Origin of the sequence: Eubacterium sp. AM05-23 (genome assembly GCF_003477535.1) — a bacterium.
Lineage (GTDB): Bacteria > Bacillota > Clostridia > Eubacteriales > Eubacteriaceae > Eubacterium > Eubacterium maltosivorans.
Genome location: NZ_QUDF01000016.1, coordinates 1 through 19,526, shown reverse-complemented (window position 1 = coordinate 19,526; position 19,526 = coordinate 1). Strand labels below are relative to the sequence as shown.

Here is a 19,526-nt window from a genome sequence, read left to right as displayed (position 1 = left end):
TATAATATCACCATTTTCAGTCATTGTCAAGCATTTTCATTCAAAAAACTTCAAAAATAATCAAACATTTCCTATTTCCTGCCTTAATACTGATTGTAAATGACTGAATTTGACTGTTTAAGCCTATCATGCCCGGGTATAAAAGTCAACAAACACGAAACACTGGCGGCCGGACCACCGCCCCGGTTCTTTACAAAAAATAAAAAAAGAACCAAACACGCGATTTGGTTCTTTTTTATCAGTGATATGCATATACTAATTTTTTCGATCATGACATCAGACGTTATCGCCGTCCTTGATGTCAAAATAGTCTGGTAAAAATTGCTGAACGTCGTTAATGCGGATTTCAAAATGGGAGTGCGGTCCGGTTGAGTTACCAGTGCTGCCCATTAACGCTACGACTTGGCCCTTTTCGACCCGGTCACCAACGCTTACCTTAAATTCGGAGTTATGACCCATTCTCAGGACAGTTTTTCCATCGTCCATCATAATGTCAACGCATAATCCGTAACCGCCAAATTCACTTGCCCGGATGACTGTACCACTCTGCGGTGCGTAGATCGGCGTACCCATTGAGTTCGCAATGTCTACTGCAAAGCAGCCTGCGTGGCTTCCTGGCTTGTCTAAAGCGGAAATATTACCGGTTGCCGGTAAAATAAAGTTGCCTTTCTTTGAAGACATGGTCGGGTACTGCTTCGTTCCCTTTGAAACAATCTGAGCCACCGGCTCTTTCGCAACTGTTTCGGATAAGGTTGTTTCACTCACAACCTTACCGTCTTCATAGACGGTTTCGACTTCCTTATCAAGTTGTCCGTTCACACCTTGCTGTGTAACTACAGTTTGATCAACATATACATTTGGATCTTCCTGCTCAACGGTCTGGAAAGGTATGTCTTCTTTTTTAGTTGATGTTTTAGTCAGATTAATTTTTAAGATACTGGAGCTTGTCTCAGTCTCATTATTCTGGTTTTCTACATTCTCATTACTATTATTTTCAACGGTACCTTCAGCTGCTAAAGCTTCCTCTTGGGCTGGCTCATTGCTTTGGTCTCTTGCCACATCGGCTCCACCACGGCTTGCTACCTGGATTGGAGCGTTCGTACTCTCTTCACTCTTACTCGGATTAGTATTACCTGTTGCTAAAAGATTAGCGCACTCGTCCGGACTGTTTAAGTCCTCGAGCGGAAAATTCTTAGGCGTTTCTACAACGTCGCTCTGGATGTCGCATTTTACCAGCTTATCTGTACCCTGTACGTTACCGATCTTATTAATTGCACCTGCAATACCGGCCTGTACCTGATCAGATGAAGCCAGGTTTCCAACTTCCTGTCCGTCAACCTTTAATTCTACACCATGAACGCCGACCCAAAGGTTCTGCGCGTTCAATGCATCAGTAAATTCTTCCTCTGACAACATTGGTTTATTAAATGTGATGCTCTTTTTAATCTGTATATCATTGTAGACATATGCTGTTTCGATCGACGTTTTCGATCGCATATCCTGCTCTACCTGATCCAGACTCTGTGTAAACACAGCCGCATCCTTTGTATAGCCTAAAACCTCTCCGTCAACCATTACCTTGTAACCAAGACAGGTTGAAGAAAAGAATCCGAGAAGAAGCGCTACACAGAAACCTGTGAATACGACTTTTTCTCTTTTGCTCAAGTGCTTGGCGTAATGCGCAAGCTTCTTAAAAAACATTTGGAGCTTGCCACTTGAGCGATGGCTTTCGTTGCTAATGCCTAATCACCACCCTCCTATATATAATTTTGACCAAATTGTAAAGTTATTTACAATTTAGATATATTTTAACATATCCTTTGGCCCTTGCCAATACCTTAACCGAAATTACTTAATATTTTATGAAAAATTCATTAAAATATACGTGTTTTTGGTTTAATTAAGGCGGTTCTCGCCCCTTTACCGGCTTTTCAGTATTTTTTTCTTTACATTTAAGATTAAAACAAAGGGGAAAATCTTGTTGTAAAAAAATAAATTTACGAAAAACCCCCTGTCAGGGCCCAATAAACCTTGACAAAAGAAAATCAAAGGGATATGATAAAGACAACTTAATATTGTAAACATTATGTAAATGGGAAAAAGGTGAAAATCCTTTGCTGTAATCGCAGCTGTAATGCAATATGTCCCCTTATGTGCCACTGTCCGCCGGATGGGAAGGGAAGGGGAATGCCATTGTAGAGCCAGAAGACCGGCATAATGTTTTCTTAAAACGCTCCGATTTAGAGTTATTTAAGAGATACGTTCCTTAATCAATTTCGTATTTTTTGCCTTCTCTAGCCGGAGAAGGCTTTTTTATTGTACTAAATGAAGGTGAGGTCTTTCCATTGATTGAAATAAAAAAACAGGCAGAGCCTGCCAAAGAGTTTAAAGGTGACACCGTTATTAAAAGCCTGATGACCATTAAGCGGCAGCTTGAAGATAAACGCAGACTGTTCGGCATTCATGAATATGCCTTTGCCAAAACCAGCGACCTGCTGTTTTCCATGGGCACAAGGCTTTTATGCGAGGGAAACCAATGCGGCCATTACGGCGCTACCTGGGCCTGCCCGCCCGCGGTAGGCAGCTACAACAGCTGTGTCGCCAAATGCCGCTCCTACGAAAACGTCTGTCTGCTCTCAACCGTTACCGATTTAAAAGGCCAGTATGACTTTAGAGGCTGGAACCGGGCCCGCATATTTCACGAGGCCGCTACGGCCAAGTCTGCCCGTCTTTTCAGAGCCCATTATCCTGGCGCTCTGGTGCTCTCCACAGAGGGCTGTATCCTCTGCGACCAGTGCACCTACCCCGACGCCCCCTGCCGTTACCCAGACCAGATTTTTCCATCCGTGGAAGGCTATGGCATCGTGGTCATGGATCTGGCCAGCAAAACCGGCCTTTCCTATAATAATGGCCCCGAAACCGTTACCTATTTCAGCTTTGTGCTGTTTTAGCCCGATTCAGAAAGGAGAACCGCCATGAACCTGACTATTTCGCCCATCTCCACGGCCGAGCCCCTGCCCCCGGCCGTCGCTGTTTCCGATCTTCATGCGCTCAAAGAAAAATACAGCGTCCTCAAAAAAAAGGCCGCCACAGCCTACTGCGCCCTGGACGGCGTCCTCTCCCTTTTTCAGGCCATCGCCCAGGAAAAAGGGATTGACTTTAACCCTGTGGTTTTCTACCCCATGTCCTCCTTTGTGAGAGAACGGGACATCTGCAGGATGACAGAGCTGCTGCTGGAAAGCGCCTTTTCCGCCGGAGAAAAAAGCGTAGACTTCACCATCAACCTTTTTAACGCGGGCGTTATCTCCCTGTCCATTAAAACCGAGCAGCCCTGCCAGCCCCTTCCCCAGTATACCGAAGAGCTCCAGGCGCTCACTGCCGCCTATGACGGCATCCGGGACACCCGCCGAATCGGCGGCCGGGAGCTGACTTCTTTTATACTGAGACACAGCCCCGACCACGCCGAGGAGCGTTTTGGCAGCGATCTGCTATACGTCCGTTTTTAAAATCTTCTCAGCCGTCACCTCATCAATGATAAGGTGGCGCGCGAACCCGGTGTTCAGGCAGCCGATGGCCGATCCTACATTAGCCTCCACAGGCACAATGCCAATAAAATTCTTAATTTTAGAAAGCGGCCCCAGCGGAATCTGTATGGCAAAATCATCCTCACCTTTTATCTGCTGTCCCTTCCAGTTAAAAAAGTAAGACAGAATATTGGAGGTCGCCCGCTCCGTGATCAGCCGCCGCCCAAAGCGCAGGGCAGTGGCGTGGTCCGGCACACAGGGGTAGCCGCCAAGGGTCACCAGTGCGGTGTCTGTCTTTTTCCACAGGGCCAGAATACTGTTATAATTATCTGTCGTCACAAATAAATCCCGTTCCTGCTTGGTCGTAGGAAAGGCCGGCGAGATCAAAAAATCCGCCTCAAATCCCGTTTTTCGGGCAAAATCCGTAGCCAGCTCATTGGGATGGTAGCCCTTGTGCGGCACTGTGGCCGTCCCGATCAGCGGACAGACTTTCCCGCTGTACTGCCCAGCAAGCTCCCTGCCCGCTAAAATATCAATGACACGGCTGATATTATAACCCCAGCCAAGGCCAAGGATTCGGGTTTTAGGCAGGATTTCCAAAAGAAAATCCACAGCGGCTTCATAAAGACGCTCCTGGGTTTCGTTCTTATCCTCTGTGCAGCTGACCACCTGACAGCTCTTTAAGCCAAACCGGTTACACAGTTCCCGGCTTTTTCCAATGCTGGTGCTGTCAAAAGATTTGATCTCAATTTTAACAATACCTTCTTTGCGGGCTTTGTTCAGCAGATTGCTGACCGAAGGCCGCGAGATACCCATCGACTTTGCAATCTCTGCCTGAGTCATGTTCTCTTCATAATACATCTGCGCCGCGCTAATAAGACGGATCAGCTCCTTTTCTTTCATGATGATCTCCTTTACAAATGTCAACAGCTTTTTTCTAAATATACTCTATTTTTTGACAAATGTCAATCCACTATCTTTAAGATTCAAAATGCAAAATACTTTACATTTGTCAGTTTATTGCTTATTTTTCATATTTTTATGAATTTTTTCAAGGATTTTAAATTATTTTACGTTTTTTTGTTTGACAAATGTTAATTCCGGTGATATTCTATAAACAAGTTGAAACCGATACCGGAGGTGAGAGTATGTCAGTAGAAACCTTAAAAATCAAAAACATGTTATTGACATCTGCTAATAAAATTATAAGCAACGTCGAAAACTTAACCAGGCTGGATTGCGAGCTGGGTGATGGCGACCACGGAACCACCATGGAAAAGATCGCCAAAGCGCTGGTGACCGAAGTGGACGCCTGGAACGAAGAAACCGACCTGAAAGAAGCACTGGAAGCCCTGAACGATACCCTTGAGGATATCAGCGGCGGCTCCGCTGCCCCGCTTTTTGGCTCTTTTGTCTGTGGCATGGCCGATGCGGCCGACCCCAGCCAGGATACCGACGCCTTTATTAAGACCATCCTGCTTGGCGCCTATGAAGAATTTTTCGATACATCCGGCGCAAAGCCCGGTGGAAAATCCATGATGGACGCCATTTACCCTGCGACCGAGGTGATCCGAAACGCCGATAAGATTAATCAGGAAGTCCTGAACCAGGCCGCCAAAGCCGCCCGTGAAGGCTCCGACGCAACCTCAGATATGCTTGGCAAGTATGGACGCGCCCGCTACATCGGCGACCGCGCCATCGGCCATACCGACCCTGGCTCCGTATCCTTTGCCCTGTTCTACGAAGGTCTGGCAGAAGGCTATGCCCTTTAATGACGTTTTAATTTATTAAGATTCTCAGGAGGAATTTAAGATGAAATATGAAATCATGCACGTTGGCGTTCCTGTAAAGGAAACCGTATTACCTGAAGATTACGCCGAAGGCCTGAAGGTTTATATCTCCGGCCCAGACAACAACGACCTGAAATTTGAATATCTGCGCTTTGAAGAAGGCACACCCCTTCATCCCGACGTTGTGAACAAAACCCACGTTGCCTATAAAGTGCCAAATATCGATCAATTCATCGAAGAAGAAGGCGCCACTGTCCTAAACGGAAGAATGGCCGTCGATGAAACTCTGGACATCGCTTTTGTATCCGTACACGGCACAGTCCTCGAGCTCATGGAAATGAAGTGAGGTCCAGTTTTCAAAAAATACGATCTTTTTAAAAAACCAAATATAATCTAAATTAACAGGGGGAAATACTAAAATGACAATGAAAAAATTCTTAAACCAGCCGGAAAACATCGTATCTGAATTACTGGAAGGCCTGGAACTGGCAAACCCAGATATTATCGAAGTAACAGGAAACAACCTGGTGGTTAACAAAAAATTAAAAGACGCAGACCGCGTAACCGTCGTAACCTTAGGCGGCGCCGGCCACGAACCAGCCATCGAAGGCTTTGTGGGCGAAGGCATGGTTGACATCTGCGTGATCGGGGATATTTTTGCAGCGCCTGGCTATAAGGCCTGTATCGAAGCCCTAAAAATGGCCGACAAGGGCCACGGCGTTTTATTCGTAGTTTTAAACCATGCGGGCGATATGCTCACAGGCAACAAAACCATGAAGGAAGCCGCAAAATTAGGCTTGAACGTTAAGAAAGTCGTTACCCAGGAAGATATTGCCAACGCACCGCGCTCCAACGCCGACGACCGCCGCGGTCTGGTAGGCTGCGTGCCTGTATACAAAATCGCAGCAGCTGCCGCAGCTGAAGGCAAATCCTTAGACGAAGTGGCTGCCATTGCCCAGAAATTCGCAGACAACATGGCCACCATTGCCGTAGCTGCCAAGGGCGCAACCCACCCGGCAAACGGCGAAGTCATCTCGACCTTAGGCGATGATGAAATGGAAGTGGGCATGGGCCAGCACGGTGAAGGCGGCGGCGGACGCCAGCCAATGAAATCAGCCGACGAAACCGCTGTGATCATGGCCGACGAATTAATCGCAGACCTTGACCTCAAAGCCGGTGAAGACGTGATGGTATTCATCAACGGCAGTGGCTCCTCCACATTAATGGAGCTCCTCATTGTTTTCCGCAAGGTTTATAAATACCTGGAAGAAAAAGATATCCATGTGAAAGCAAACTGGGTTGGCGAAATCCTGACTGTACAGGAAACAGCAGGCTTCCAGATGTTCATGGCCCGCGTAGACGAAGAAGAGCTCAAATACTGGAACGCTCCATGCAAGACCCCATACAAGGTCGTTTAATTCAAGCAACGGTAAATCACAAAAGCGGCCTTTAAACGCCGCTTTTTAATTCAGAATAAAGGAGATCAAACCAATGGCAGATAAAGACGGCAACAAACACGCAAAAGATTTCGGCTTTGACCGGCCGGCAGAAAATAAAAGTTTCCACGTCAAGGGCATGGAAAACGTGGACTGGGGCATGAAAACCCGCCTGTCCCAGATCTTTGACCCCAAAAGCGGCAACACCATCATGCTTGCCTTTGACCACGGCTATATCATGGGGCCAACCCAGGGTCTCGAACGCCTGGACCTGGCCATCCCGCCGCTCATGGACTACGCCGACGTGCTCATGGGCACCCGGGGCGCACTGCGCACCTGCATTCCGCCAGACTGCAAAAAAGCCATCGCGCTGCGCTGCTCCGCGGGCAGCTCTGTCCTGAAGGATGATATGAGCCACGAGGTGGTAGGCGTCGACATTGAGGACGCAATCCGTATGAATGCCACCTGTATGGCCATCCAGTCCTTCATCGGCTCAGAAGGCGAATGCGAAAGCATCCATAACATTGTTAAAACCATCGACGCCGGCAACCGCTACGGCATTCCTACCCTCGGCGTTGTGGCCGTAGGCAAGGAAATGGAACGCACCACCAAATATTTCTCTCTGGCAACCCGCATGCTGGCAGAATTTGGCGCACAGATCGTCAAGGTCTACTACTGTGATAACTTTGAGGAAGTGGCAGCTGCCTGCCCGGTGCCCCTCGTTATTGCCGGCGGCAAAAAAATCCCAGAGGCCGAAGCCCTCGAAATGGCTTACCAGGCCATCAGCCGCGGCGCCCACGGCGTCGATATGGGCCGCAACGTCTTCCAGGCAGACGACCCCAAAGCCATGATTCAGGCCATCCGCGAGGTCGTTCACAACGGACGCACCGGCGCAGAAGCCTACGAATGCTATCTGGACTTGAAGAAATAAAAAAGAAGCCTTTGGGCTTCTTTTTTTACCTAACCTCACTTCCAGATTTCCACATGGTCAAACTGACGGTCCGGGTATTCGATGACCCCCAGGCCCAGCTCCCGGGCCGCGGCCGCCACCACATCACAGGGCACTCCGGGGCAGTACAGATCCGCCGCGTGTCCACTCAGGTGCCAGGAGTTTTCAATGCCGCCCACCTCGGCGTTGCGCTCCTCGCAACGCACCCCAGAGGTGATGATAACCGGCCGGTCAAAACAGCACCGCAGCGCCTCCACCCGCTCCAGCAGCTCCGGGTCCATCTCTGCCGGCCAGCCGTTACAGTAGCCCGCGCAGTCGCAGGCATACTCTGCCATCAGGAAGTGGGCCGACGCCCAGGGGCCATCGGTGATAATAGGATCCTCTGGCAGCGGGTGGTCGATCACCGCTCCGTCCGGCGGTCTTTCAGGCTCTGGCAGCGGCTCCGTCAGCAAAACCGGAGGCGGCTGTGCCTGCTGGATTTCCCCTACTTCCTGAGTTTCCGCCTCCCGCACAGGGACCAGGTTCGCGAAAAATATACAGGCAACGAGGATGAAAATGCTAAAAAAGATGCTTCGACCAATGCGTTTGTGAATGATGTTCATATGATCTCCCTTCTAATCAGGTAGAAAGTAAAAAAGGGGCTCTCGCCCCTTTTTTACTCAACTGCCACGTCGGTGGTGGTGGTGTCTACGCGCTTGGCGCCGGCCAGCCTGGCGAGGGCAAAGCCTTCGGGCTTGAAGATGTCGTCGGTCACGATGCCGGCCGCGCCGGTTTTAACTTCCTCATCGGTGATCCCCTCCTTGTAATGCGGGATGGTCATTCTGAATTCCTTGCCGTCGGTGCGCTCAAAGTACATTACCAGTTCTTTTTTCTGTTCTACTGCCATTGTTTATCTCCCTTCAAAATTTAATTTTTCTACACAATTTCTGTGATGTCGCTGGTGGTCACCCGCTCACACCCTTCGCCAATGGGCTCCTGCATCCCAGTGATGTGCTTGTAGGCGCTTCTGAGCTGCTCCTTGGTGGCCTCGTGATCCACATCGCCGTAGGATTTGCTGGAGCGTTCAATTTTCCCCAGTTTCTCGCCGTGATTGACGGTTACCTTGAGCTTGGTGTCCTTTTTGGTTTCTTCTACTGCCATTTGTTTTCTCCTTTTCGGTTTGTATTTTGTGTGGCGTGGCGCTGCGCTTTTGCCTTACACTTATACATACTTTTTTTGAGCTCAAAATGGGACCCCCTTTAAGGATTTTTTTAAATTTTTCAGCCCTTTATCCCTCAAATTCCGAACGGCTTTATGGGTGACGCCCATTTCCTCAGCGATCTGGACCAGGCTTTTGCGCTCGTGAAAGAGTTGATAAACCACCCTGCCCTGCCTGGCCGAGAGCGCTTCCACACTTTGCCAAAGCCTCTGCCGGCTCTCGCTTTCGATATAGCGCCCTTCCAGATCCACGGTCTCGTCGGTAATTACCTCCTCCAGGATTAATCCTTCACAGCCGCTTTCGGGTTCCGACAGCTGTTTTTCTGCTGTGACGGACCGGTTAAATTGCCCGCACTGCCATTTCCTGTAATAGAGCTGTAAATGGCTTTTGATAAAGGCGTTAAAGGCGGCGCCATGTCCGGGGTCAAATTTCATGATCCCCTCCAAAAAGGCCAAGCACCCGTCCTGGCAGGCGTCCTCATAGCAGGAGGGCGCGATGCCGGGTGTGCGCTGCATGGTGGACAAAATCAGCGGCTTAAAGGTCATGAGCAGCATCTCTGCCGCGTTCTTGCCGAGCTCCCGCTCCGGGCTGCCCTTGGAGCTTTTCTGCCCTGTCTGGTAGCACTGTACGTATTCATCAATGGCTTTGTAATCGCTCAAATAAACCTCCTACTCGTCCTCATAGACGTCTGTAATCTCAAGCACAATGCCGGGAAACTGATCTTCCACCGCGGCGCTGAACTCGTTAAATTCATCTTCGGCCTCCTCGGCGCTGCGAGCGTGAAAGCCCACCCGCGCCCGGCACTCGGCCTCGACCATGTAGCTTCTTCTTCTGCGGACCACCCTGGGTCCTGTGCCGTATCGCTTCATGTTATTCTCCTTTTGGTTAAAATTTTTGGCTTGATCCTCTTTGACGGCACGACGGGGGCGTCGTGCCCTACTGCTTCTTCTCCCTGGCCGCCCACATGGCGTTAAAGGCGGCCACCTCGTCGTCCGGGTACAGGGCTTTGATGGCGGCCTTCTCGGATTCGGTGAGGGGAGGCAGCAGATTAAAGCCGTGGATATCGGGCGGCGACTCCTGATTACAATACAATAGAGAAGCTTGTTTATTATTTATATTTATGAACGGGGACACTTGTGTCACAGACTGTGGGACAGTTTGTGTCCAGATTTGTGTCACACTGTGACCCTTTTCCGATGGCAGGGCAGCAACCGTCAGGCCGCTGTCAAAGGGCGTCATGCGGTAAATGCCCGACCGCTGTCCTGTGTCCTTTTGGTACGTCACACGGCCGTGGTCAATGAGGTACTGTCTTTGTCGCAGCAAAACCCGCCGGTCTTTGATGCTCAAAAGGCGCATGAGCACAGTGTTCGGAAGCCTGAAACAAACAGGCCAGTACCAGCCGCCGTCCCCTCCCTGGACGGCGGCCTTGTTGTTGTAATACATGAGCAGATGCCAGTAGGACTGGAGCAGCGGGCTGACAGGATTGGTCTCCAGCCATCTGTAAAAGGCCAATAGCTCGGTCAGGTAGTTCAATCCTGGGTCTCCCCGGCGCATCTTTTCGTGCAGCTCCTCGAGACGGTCTTTAAAGTAGTCACAGCCTGAGGCCGTCACCCGGATGCCCCGGCCACCGGGGGTTTTGCCGCCGCCGTTTTCCAGAATACGCATGTACTCGGCCTTTTCGGTGATGACGTTGTTGCCATCCACCTTGCAGATATAGCCCTCCCGGCGCAGATAAGCGTAAAAGTCATGGCAACCCATGTATATCTTTTCCTCCTCCAGCAGCCTGTCCAGAAAGGCCTGAACCGTCATGGCAGGCAGGCCCGCGTAGCGATTCCAGCCAATCATGGCCATGGTTTCGTCCATATCCATATAGTGGGGCATGATCACATCGGAAATGGGGTGCGGCTCCTCTGGCTCCACGCCCAGCCGGAGCAGCTGTTTCTTCAGCGCCTCGTTCTTACCAGACAGGCGGCAGGCTTTGGTAGTCTCCAGCTCCAGGGCCAGGTGCAGCATCCGCAGCACGTCGGCGCTGATCGTGACAGACTTTTCCTGATTGGCGATGGAAAGCTCTAAATCCTCATGGCCGTCTTTGTACTCCGCCAGGCGGATAATGGTGGAAATCCGGCTCATGGTAACATCGAGGCCAGCCTTTTTTTGGGCGCACGAACCACACCCGGTGTTTCCGCTTTTTGGGGCCATGGTTTCTTTTTGGGTTGTGTTTTGTTTACGATTCATTGTAAACCTCCTGTAAAATAAAATGATTTTATTTCAGCAGCTTTTGTTATTTTGTGTCTGCTGATGGTTCTAGAATACAGGAATTTATGCGCTTTAAACACGCAAACAAATTTTTAATTATTAAAAATAAGATTATTTTTATTCTTTTAAAAACCATTGCGCTGCCCGGACGCGCCAGCGGTACAGGGTGGCGTTCTCACCGTAATAATCCAGGGTCTCCCAGGCTCGGCGGCGTTTTCCCCTCAGGGGCCCGGGGCTGGATAGTTCATCGTTTTCAAAAAGCTGCGACAGCAGCTCCCAGACCCGGTCCAGGGCATGGCGCACCCAGCCGGCCACGCCCTCGGGAAAGACCCGCTGATGGGTTGCACACTCCAGACAAATACGGCTGCACACATAGACCACGATCACGCGCCCCTCCTCCACCTCCACGGGCTTTTCGAGGCCGTTGACCACATGAGCACAGCCGTTTTTCGCCTCGATTCTCATGGTTTTAGGCTTGAGTGCCCCGCCGCAGTCTTTACAAACCACGATGCGCGCCTGTCCGGTATACACATACTCAGCGATGACCTCCCGCCCCTGTTTGTCTGTATAGCCGGTGTTTTCAACTCTTTCAAAATCTCCGGCGTGTTCCTCAATGTAATTTTTCAGATTTTTGGGCTTCATTTCTTCTCCTTTTGATAAAAATAAAAACCCCGAAGACCACATACAAATTGCGTATGCGGCCTTCAGGGTTTTGATGGGTGACAGCCAGTATCCCATTTGTTTATTTTTAGCATTATTTTCGCGTTCCTGTGACCCAAATGCCTGCCAGCACCACACCAAGCCCCAGCGCAATGAGTCCCGCGGGCAGCAGAGCGCTGCCGGCGTCCTCCAGGCCGGTGGCGGTGTTATGCGCTCTGGCTTTGGTCTCCATGCCGGTCTGAGCCGTGGTGGGCGTGGGCGATGCGGTGGGCGTGGGTGTTGCTGTCGGTGTGGGTGTTACCGTGGGCGTGGGCGTTACCGTAGTGGTGGGCTCAGGCACCACCAGCTGCAGACCCATGTCCCGGCTGTCCTCGGCCATGGCCGGGGCGGCCAGCAGCACAGCCAGCGCCAGGGCCAGCAAAGCCATAATCAGTTTTCTTTTCATGGCCGCACCTACTTCACATTAAAGGTAAAGGTCAGTGCCCCCGTGTAGCTGCCCGCCGGGGCAGCCGTGATCTTATCCGCGTCGATGGCCACCTTCACGACATTTACCGCGCCCTGGGCCAGGCTGATGGTCTTGTCTGTGGCATCGTCGCCAAAATAGGCGTTATAGCCGATGGTATCGCTGGCGTTCTTCCGCTGCAGGGTGTCGCCGGACAGGGTGCAGCTCAGCGCTCTTCCCGGAGCCAGGTTGACTTCGGTGGCCGTAACACTGCCCACAGCGTTGACGCCCGCGGACAGGCTTTTATCCCCGGTCATGGATTCAGGAATGGTGACTGTGTAGCTATCCGGCACAATGGCCTGGAGATCCGTCCCCATGGACGTGGGATTGACGGCGGTCTGGTCGGCCAGCGCCGGGCCAGCCCCAAGGGCCAGCAGGGCGGCCAGCGCCAGGCCGGTAATGATTGGTTTAAGCTTCATGATGCGTTCTCCTTTTTATGGATTTACTGGTTTACGGCAAGGCCACAGGTAAAAACGAGCTGGCCTGTGTAAGTGCCGGCACTGCTCGGAGTGTCCAAAACCACGCTGATTTCCTTAGCTGCATCCGCTTCAGCGCTCAGAATGGTATCTCCAGGGCTGTAACTTTTAGCGGTATCGGCAACCTTATAGGCCAGTGACTGCGCGTTGGGGGCACTTCCCGTGGTCACGGTAAAGGCGTCACTGGCGCCGGTGCCCTTTACCGTCACGTTCAGCTGCCTGCCAGCCGGGATGATCACATTACTGGCCTGGACGGTCAGCATCCTGGTTCGGTCATTCTCAGGGGTGGTCTTAGTCACCTTGCCGAAATTAATGCTTTCCGGAATGGTGACCGTGTAGTCTGAATCGACGATGGCTTCGAGGTTGGTCGACCCCTCGGCCGTGGCGGCGCTCGGTGACGGCTTGATGGCTGTGGTGCTGGGGGTTGGTTCCTCCGCCAGCGCCGGAGCGGCCGAAAAGGCCAGAAGAACGGCGGCCAGCAGGCCGATGGTCATTGGTTTAAGCTTCATGGTGTGTTCTCCTTTTTATGGTTGTGGTGTGACATCGTCAACAGAGCAGGTGAAGGTGAGGGTACCTGTGTAGGTGCCGGAATTCAAGGGAGCATTTGCCAGTGTAATTTGACCATTAACCTCTTGATTCTCGGCAGGTTTGCCACCCTCAAAAGCCGTGAATTTTTTACCATATTCTATTGCCGCAGGGGAACCCTCTTTGGTATTATAAAGATTATAATTTACACTGGCGTCTCCAGCCTTTACGACAAATGAACCTTCATTTGACGTCACTTTAACATTTAAGACCTTACTCGCAGGTATCAGAACGTTTGTAGCGCTAATCTTCAAATCTTGTGATAAATTGGTAGACTTATTGTCCAAGGTGCCAAAATCAATGCTGTTCGGAATCGTGACCGTGTAATCTTGATTAACGCTGGCTTTCACCTCAGTCGATGCACTGGGGCTTGCCGGTTTTATCGTCGTTGTGGGAGTTGGTGTCGGATCCGCCGCCAGCGCCGGCGCGGCTCCCAAGGCCAGCAGGCCGGTGAGCATGAGGGTGGTCAGGATGGTTTTTGCTTTCATTTTTTTTAGTCCTTTCTTTCATTGCGATTACTGCACGACCAGCTCGGTGTTGATGACTGCCCCGTTCATGGGGGTCTGGTCTTCCAGGCTGGTGGTGGTGTAGGTCAGCGCCGCGGGATAGGTGCCCGGGGCTGGCGTTACGTCCAGTTTTGGGTTCTGGATACCCGTGCCGGGCTTAAATTTGGCCGACTGCCAGAGCACCTCGCCGGTATCGGTCCGGGTGAGGCTCAGCTCAAAGTAACAGCGGTTGCCCTCAGGGTTTCTGAACAATACGTTGATCACGCCTGTGGTGCTGTCCACTGTCAGGCTGGGGTAGCCGGGAATCTGGATGCCGTCCGGGGCGGTCTCGCCCTGGGGCGTTGGCGTGAGCGCCACCACGCCCGGCTCCATATCCGGCGGCTCGGCCGGGTGGGTCACCATCCAGGCGATGACCCCACAGGCACAGAGCAGCAGCGCGGCCAGCAGGCCGATGATGATTTTGTGTTTTTTGTCCATGTTAATCCCTTTCTGTCATTTTTATGCTATCTGACGGCACGACGGGGGCGCCGTGCCCTACTCCTTTAATGGCACGTCGTCGTTCATTTCCACGGTAAAGACCAGACTGCCCTTGTACTGGCCGCTGTATTTTATCTGGCTTTGATCGAGGCGCAGGAGGGCTTTTTGGGGGGTGCCCTCTGTGCTGGTTTCCCAGTTCTCGGCCAGCCTGCCGCCGGTGGCCAGCGGGCTGCCAATGGCGGTTTCACCCTTGTACACCTCGTACCCCAGGCTGTTTTGGCCGTTTGCCAGGGCAAAGGCCCCGCTTTGGCCGCTGCCGCTCACGCGCAGGCTCAGGCTCCGGCCATCGCTCAGGTTGGTAAAGTTTTGTCCGCTCACGGTGAGGGGCTGACTCTTGTACTGCTCCGCCGAGCCTGCCTGATAGCTCACGTCACCAAAATTTGCGGTTTCGGGGATGGTGATGGTGTAGCTGGCCGGGGGCAGGAGGGTAGCGGTGTAGGCCTTGGCGCGGTCGTAGCTGCCGCCTGTGGTTTCGGGGTTGGCGCGGTCATAGCTGCGGCTGTAGACCGTGGGGTCAGTGCCGGCCTTTACCTCGATGGCTGCCGCTGGGCCGGCGGCGTCGGGCAGGTAGAAGTAGACCTTGCCGCCGTCCATGGTTTTGACGTCCTTGACGCCGTAGCCATTGGACAGAGTTTGCGGGGTGTCTGCCACGGTGCTGGCGATGGCGACGTTATCGCCTACTGCGGGTTCGCCCACGGTGAGGGTGTTGAGGGTGAGGTTGTTTTTGCCGTCGGTGAGGGTACCCGAATCAGAGCCCCAACGGCCATGGCCAATATCATCCGAGCTATCTCCGCCGATAGCTTTGACGCTGCCGCCGGTGATGGTGACGTTTCTGCCGGCTCCATCCCTACCGCCGCCGATGCCGGCTCCGCGAGCATTTTTAGTATCTTTACCACTACACGCCGTTACCGTGCCGCCGGTGATGGTGACGTCTCCGCCATCTCCATAAAAACCACCGCCGATGCCGGCTCCATAAGCCTTTCCTTTACCACTGTTACTACACGCTGTTACCGTGCCGCCGGTGATGGTGACGGTTCCCCCGGCTCCACTATAACCACCGCCGATGCCGGCTCCATAAGCATCTTTTTCACCACTGTTACTACACGTCGTTACCGTGCCGCCATTGATGGTGATCGTTCCGCAAGCTTCACGATTTCCGCCGCCGATGCCGGCGCCATGCGAGGCATTATCTGTCTCACTGCTTTGAGCGGTCAGGCTGCCGGGGTTAGTGTTATCGCTGTCGATGGTCAGGCTCACGCCGCCCGGCACGTTGAGCCCGGCGCAGTAACGGCCACTTTTCAGGCTGTTGGCGCTGTTTGCAGCCAGCATGAGGTTGACGCTTGCGCCGGGTGTGCCGCTATCTTTCCCTTTGAGGGTAAAAGCACAGCTATTTTCATTGTCGCTCACGTCAATGTTCAGCCCATTCAGGGTGATGGTTTTTCCGCTCTGTCCGACGGTTCCCCCGTTGTAGCCGGGCATGACGGTGACGGTGTTTTTGATGGCTGTCTCCGCTGTGCCGCCGCTCAGGGTGTAGTTACCGCTGTATGGGATTTTGGCGTTTTCGTCCGCTGACGTGCCGTACATAAAACCATCGTTCCAGATATAGGCATTGCCGCCGGTGGCGCTCATGTCGATGGCGCCGTCAAAGGGCGCAAGGGCTGCGCTGCGGCTGTCTGTTTCGGTGACACTGCCTGCGTACAGGGTTTTAGTGGCATCGCCGCTCAGGGTGGCGCCGGTGCTGACTGCCTGACTTGTGGCGTCGGCGGGCAGGTAGAGATAGAGCTTGCCCTCGGTGTCGGTGGTTACGTCGTGGATGCCGTATTGGGTATTGACATCGATGGTGTCTGTCGGAACCTTGTCCACGCCTGTGCGGTTGCCGATTTGCAGGGTGTCGATGGCGGTGTCTTTTTTATCCTTAACCGTGAGGGTGACAAGCGAGACATCTGCGCCATCCACGGCGTTTTTCAGAGTACCGGAGTCATTGGCCAACTTGCCCTTACCAATATCCTCCGCGCCAGCTCCGCCGATGGCCTGGACGCTGCCGCCGGTGATGATGACGGTTCCGCCAGCTCCCCAAGAACCGCCGCCAATGCCTGCACCGCCATTGTTTGAAATCGCTTTGACACTGCCGCCACTAATGGTGACATTACAGCCCTTATTACTCTCTCTGCCACCAATACCCGCACCACTGCCACTAATCGCTGTCACACTGCCGCCGGTGATAATGACATTTTCACCGCCAATACCTGACCCAGTACTGGTTTTATTGCCAGCTGTTATCTCACCTCCGTCAATTCGGATTAAACCACCAGTATAACCATAATTGCAATCGCCAATCCCGGAAGCAGAAGCAGGGGATTCCATCTCATCCACAACAATATAACCTCTGCTCTCAGCGGTCAAACTACCTGGATTTGTATCCGTGCTGTCAAGTTTCAGGCTCGCGCCCTTCAGCACGGTAAGTCCAGCAGTCATATCTGCGCTTATAAGGCTGTTTTTGCTGCCTGACGCCAGCATCAGGTTGGCCACAACGTTGTTATAATTCGTATTTCTATCTGGATTGCCAAGGAGAAAGGCGTAGCTAGAGTGATTTTCGTAGCCGCTCACATCAATATTCAGGTTATTCAAAGTGATGGTTTTGTAGCCATCCTGCCCATCTGTTTTCCCATCGTAGCCGGGCATGACGGCCACACCGTTGGCGGTGGTGGTACCGGTCAGGGTGTAATTACCATTGTATGGGATTTTGGCGGCTTCGTCCGCTGCTGTGCCGTACATAAAACCGTCGTTCCAGATGTAGAGATTGCCACCGATGGCGCTCATGTCGATATTGCCGTCAATGGGCGCAAGGGTTGCGCTGCGATTGCCGTCTGTTCCGGTGACACTGCCTGCGTACAGGGTATTGGTGGCATCGTCTTTCAGGGTGGCGTAGGCCAAACCGCCCTCGGTCGGATCGCCTGCGGGCAGGTAGAGATAGAGCTTGCCCTCTGCGTCGGTGGATACGTCCTTGATGCCGTATTTTTTAGCCGCGGCAGCTGCCGTGGCGTCGCCTGTGTAGCCGCCCACGGTCAGGGTGTCGATGGCTTGGGTAGCCATAGGCTGGCTATCCGCGCCGTTGACGGTGAGGGTTACAAGGGAAACGTTATTGTTATTGCCGTCGGTGAGGGTACCGGAACCGGTGCCGTTCTTGCCTTTACCAATATTCTCCGCGCCATCTCCGCCGATGGCCTGGACACTGCCGCCAGTGATGGTGACAGTTCCGCCAGCCCCAAGATAACCACCGCCGATGCCGGCGCCATAAGCTACACCCCCTGTTTGGTTGCTTCTGTTTCCATATGCCGAGACTGTTCCTCCGGTGATGGTGACGGTTCCGCCGGCTCCGCCACCCCCACCGCCGATACCGGCTCCATAAACATTGACAAATCGCTCGTTGCTTCCGTCTCCATATGCCGAGACTGTTCCTCCATTAATAGTGATTATTCCAGAACCTTCCTCTTTTCCACCACCGATACCAGCACCATATGGAAATTTCCTGATGTTCCCTCCACATTGGGCTGTCAGACTGCCGGGGTTAGCGCCCTCACTGCCGATGGTAAGTTCCGCATCCTTTGGCACGTTCAGGCCAGCACAGTTAGCGCCGCTTTTCAGGCTGTTCTCGCTACCCGCAGCCAGAGTCAAATTAAGCTTCGCGCCGCTTTTTACAGCAAAGGCGCAGCTGTTTTCATTGCTGCTCACATCAATCTTCACCCCATCCAGGGTGATGTTGGCCGTCACGCCACTCATCACCACGATTTTATCCGCAGTTGAAGTGGTCGAATCCGTGTTTTTGATGGTCAGCACCGCACCAGTGTTAACGGTCAGGGTGTTGTCTGCATAAGTGTAATCTGTATCCTGCTGACCGCCCGTCACCGTAAAAGCTCCCACTATCTTTTCTTCGGCCAACACCCCGCCGGGCAGCACAAAAAACGCCGTCAAGGCGAAAAAAACAAGGATCAAAGTTTTGGTAAGCGTGGTTTTTACGGTTGGACTCATGGTGGTCTCCTTCTGGTTCATTTTTCTATTTTCACTATCTGTTTTATTCGGGCTGACGTTAAGTTAGAAACTTAACACGAAAATATAAAAAATGCTTATGTTTATTTCCGAAGTTTGTTATTAAGTTAACATGCTTTACTTTTCATTAACTTTTTTCTTTAATGCCTTGCCAATTTTTCACCTTTATGATATTCTAATAGTATATATGCTTATACCTTTAACGTTAAGTTTCTAACTTAACGTTATTTTTTTACCTTTTAAAAGCACGCGGCTATTTTTTCCATTTGCTCCCGCTTTTGGGCTGTCACGCAGTGGCCGTAACGGCTGAGGGTAAAGCTGACGCTGGCGTGGCCCAGAAAGGCGGACAGGGTGTTCATCTCTGCGCCGGCCTCCAGTGCCCGGGTGGCAAAGCTGTGGCGCAGGCTGTGGAAGGTAAGCTTTGGGCTGAGGCCCAGCTCCTTTTTAAGGCCTGCAAAGTGGCGCTGGACTGTGCGGGTATCGCAGGGACGGCCGTTTTTTCCTGTGATCAATGGCTTTTTGGGGCGATGGTCTCTGTTTTCCAAAAAGTGGGCCAGGACGGCCTTCACGCTGGCGGCAAGTGGGATATCCCGGATACTGCTTTTGGTTTTAGGGCTCAGGCTGACAACAGGATAGCGGCTGGTTTGGGGGTCGTACACGCGCTGGCGGTTTTTGCGCACACGCAGCACGCCGCCCTCCAAATCGACGTCCTTTATTCTCAGGCCCAGCACCTCGCCGATGCGCAGGCCCAGGGTGAGGCTGATATACACGGCCATATCCTGCGGATTCTGGCTCTGCCGGACTCTTTCGCTCAGGGCCTGCTGGCTGCGGCGGTCCAGAATTTCCTTTTCCTTTGCCTGCACCCGCACCTTTGGCATTTCCGGGCTTTTAAGATACCCTTTCTTCTCTGCCGCTTTTAAAATGGTCTTAAGATAGGACAGGATATCTTTTACAGTTTTGGGCGCCAGCTTTTTACTCAGATGTTTTTTAAACTTCCGGATCTTTTTTCTGCTGATGGCCCTGAGGGGCATATCGCCAAAAAAAGGCAGGAGGTGGGCCT

22 protein-coding genes and 1 riboswitch are annotated in these 19,526 nt (G+C 52.3%); of the genes, 6 read left to right on the top strand and 16 right to left on the bottom strand.

The genetic code is table 11. The annotated features are described in order from the left end of the window. Positions 1 to 276: 276 nt before the first annotated feature. A complete protein-coding gene (locus DW091_RS17865) occupies positions 277 to 1,665 on the bottom strand; it encodes a peptidoglycan DD-metalloendopeptidase family protein (RefSeq protein WP_158577936.1) in 1,389 nt (462 codons plus the stop codon). A gap of 393 nt (positions 1,666 to 2,058) precedes the next feature. Then, positions 2,059 to 2,233: riboswitch (cobalamin riboswitch) on the top strand. A gap of 112 nt (positions 2,234 to 2,345) precedes the next feature. Between DW091_RS17865 and DW091_RS17860 the strand changes: the two genes are divergently transcribed. Both DW091_RS17860 and DW091_RS17855 read left to right on the top strand, forming a co-directional pair. After that, the gene (locus tag DW091_RS17860) at positions 2,346 to 2,951 is read left to right on the top strand and encodes a DUF2284 domain-containing protein (RefSeq protein ID WP_187368484.1); all 606 of its coding nucleotides are present in this window, start codon (positions 2,346 to 2,348) and stop codon (positions 2,949 to 2,951) included. Between the two features lie 24 nt (positions 2,952 to 2,975). After that, positions 2,976 to 3,506, top strand: coding sequence for a hypothetical protein (locus DW091_RS17855; protein ID WP_118518867.1), 531 nt, complete (start codon positions 2,976 to 2,978; stop codon positions 3,504 to 3,506). Here the strand turns inward: DW091_RS17855 and DW091_RS17850 are convergent. Further along, the gene (locus DW091_RS17850) at positions 3,489 to 4,427 is read right to left on the bottom strand and encodes a sugar-binding domain-containing protein (protein ID WP_096920214.1); all 939 of its coding nucleotides are present in this window, start codon (positions 4,425 to 4,427) and stop codon (positions 3,489 to 3,491) included. The genes DW091_RS17855 and DW091_RS17850 overlap by 18 nt on opposite strands. A gap of 245 nt (positions 4,428 to 4,672) precedes the next feature. Here DW091_RS17850 and DW091_RS17845 point away from each other — a divergent pair, with 245 nt between their 5' ends. The 4 genes from DW091_RS17845 to lsrF all read left to right on the top strand — a co-directional run bounded on the left by DW091_RS17845 (position 4,673) and on the right by lsrF (position 7,681). Beyond that, positions 4,673 to 5,296 (top strand): dihydroxyacetone kinase subunit L, encoded by a 624-nt coding sequence (locus DW091_RS17845; RefSeq protein WP_058693638.1) that lies wholly within the window; start codon positions 4,673 to 4,675, stop codon positions 5,294 to 5,296. Between the two features lie 40 nt (positions 5,297 to 5,336). After that, positions 5,337 to 5,660 carry a hypothetical protein gene (locus tag DW091_RS17840; RefSeq protein ID WP_058693637.1) on the top strand — a complete coding sequence of 108 codons (324 nt, stop codon included), beginning with the start codon at positions 5,337 to 5,339 and terminating at the stop codon, positions 5,658 to 5,660. 73 nt (positions 5,661 to 5,733) lie between these two features. Further along, a complete protein-coding gene (locus tag DW091_RS17835) occupies positions 5,734 to 6,732 on the top strand; it encodes a dihydroxyacetone kinase subunit DhaK (RefSeq protein ID WP_058693636.1) in 999 nt (332 codons plus the stop codon). Between the two features lie 73 nt (positions 6,733 to 6,805). Continuing rightward, on the top strand, positions 6,806 to 7,681 hold the full coding sequence (gene lsrF / locus DW091_RS17830; protein ID WP_058693635.1) for a 3-hydroxy-5-phosphonooxypentane-2,4-dione thiolase: 876 nt from the start codon (positions 6,806 to 6,808) through the stop codon (positions 7,679 to 7,681). Between the two features lie 35 nt (positions 7,682 to 7,716). Here lsrF and DW091_RS17825 read toward each other — a convergent pair whose 3' ends face one another. The 14 genes from DW091_RS17825 to DW091_RS17760 all read right to left on the bottom strand — a co-directional run. Then, positions 7,717 to 8,301, bottom strand: a complete 585-nt coding sequence (locus DW091_RS17825; protein WP_118518865.1) for a D-Ala-D-Ala carboxypeptidase family metallohydrolase — start codon at positions 8,299 to 8,301, stop codon at positions 7,717 to 7,719. A gap of 53 nt (positions 8,302 to 8,354) precedes the next feature. Continuing rightward, positions 8,355 to 8,585 carry a DUF2922 domain-containing protein gene (locus DW091_RS17820; protein WP_058693633.1) on the bottom strand — a complete coding sequence of 77 codons (231 nt, stop codon included), beginning with the start codon at positions 8,583 to 8,585 and terminating at the stop codon, positions 8,355 to 8,357. 29 nt (positions 8,586 to 8,614) lie between these two features. Next, positions 8,615 to 8,839 (bottom strand): hypothetical protein, encoded by a 225-nt coding sequence (locus DW091_RS17815; protein ID WP_058693632.1) that lies wholly within the window; start codon positions 8,837 to 8,839, stop codon positions 8,615 to 8,617. Positions 8,840 to 8,920: 81 nt separating this feature from the next. Then, positions 8,921 to 9,556 (bottom strand): sigma-70 family RNA polymerase sigma factor, encoded by a 636-nt coding sequence (locus DW091_RS17810; protein WP_118518864.1) that lies wholly within the window; start codon positions 9,554 to 9,556, stop codon positions 8,921 to 8,923. Positions 9,557 to 9,565: 9 nt separating this feature from the next. Further along, positions 9,566 to 9,766, bottom strand: a complete 201-nt coding sequence (locus tag DW091_RS17805; RefSeq protein WP_118518863.1) for a hypothetical protein — start codon at positions 9,764 to 9,766, stop codon at positions 9,566 to 9,568. A gap of 67 nt (positions 9,767 to 9,833) precedes the next feature. Then, complete coding sequence (locus DW091_RS20850) at positions 9,834 to 11,132, bottom strand: hypothetical protein (protein WP_317985606.1); 1,299 nt, start codon at positions 11,130 to 11,132, stop codon at positions 9,834 to 9,836. Positions 11,133 to 11,270: 138 nt separating this feature from the next. After that, a complete protein-coding gene (locus DW091_RS17795; RefSeq protein ID WP_058693627.1) occupies positions 11,271 to 11,795 on the bottom strand; it encodes a hypothetical protein in 525 nt (174 codons plus the stop codon). Positions 11,796 to 11,907: 112 nt separating this feature from the next. Continuing rightward, on the bottom strand, positions 11,908 to 12,258 hold the full coding sequence (locus DW091_RS20380; protein ID WP_187368483.1) for a hypothetical protein: 351 nt from the start codon (positions 12,256 to 12,258) through the stop codon (positions 11,908 to 11,910). 8 nt (positions 12,259 to 12,266) lie between these two features. After that, positions 12,267 to 12,734, bottom strand: a complete 468-nt coding sequence (locus DW091_RS17785; RefSeq protein WP_118518862.1) for a hypothetical protein — start codon at positions 12,732 to 12,734, stop codon at positions 12,267 to 12,269. A 23-nt stretch (positions 12,735 to 12,757) separates the two neighbouring features. Beyond that, the gene (locus tag DW091_RS17780) at positions 12,758 to 13,300 is read right to left on the bottom strand and encodes a hypothetical protein (RefSeq protein WP_118518861.1); all 543 of its coding nucleotides are present in this window, start codon (positions 13,298 to 13,300) and stop codon (positions 12,758 to 12,760) included. 15 nt (positions 13,301 to 13,315) lie between these two features. Further along, positions 13,316 to 13,864: a spore coat protein U domain-containing protein gene (locus DW091_RS17775; protein ID WP_118518860.1), complete on the bottom strand. Its 549-nt coding sequence runs from the start codon at positions 13,862 to 13,864 to the stop codon at positions 13,316 to 13,318. A 27-nt stretch (positions 13,865 to 13,891) separates the two neighbouring features. Further along, positions 13,892 to 14,359 carry a hypothetical protein gene (locus DW091_RS17770; RefSeq protein WP_118518859.1) on the bottom strand — a complete coding sequence of 156 codons (468 nt, stop codon included), beginning with the start codon at positions 14,357 to 14,359 and terminating at the stop codon, positions 13,892 to 13,894. A gap of 57 nt (positions 14,360 to 14,416) precedes the next feature. Then, on the bottom strand, positions 14,417 to 18,448 hold the full coding sequence (locus DW091_RS17765) for a hypothetical protein (protein ID WP_118518858.1): 4,032 nt from the start codon (positions 18,446 to 18,448) through the stop codon (positions 14,417 to 14,419). 257 nt (positions 18,449 to 18,705) lie between these two features. Beyond that, positions 18,706 to 19,526 (bottom strand): site-specific integrase (locus DW091_RS17760; protein ID WP_147365307.1); only part of this gene is annotated, 821 nt, incomplete at its 5' end.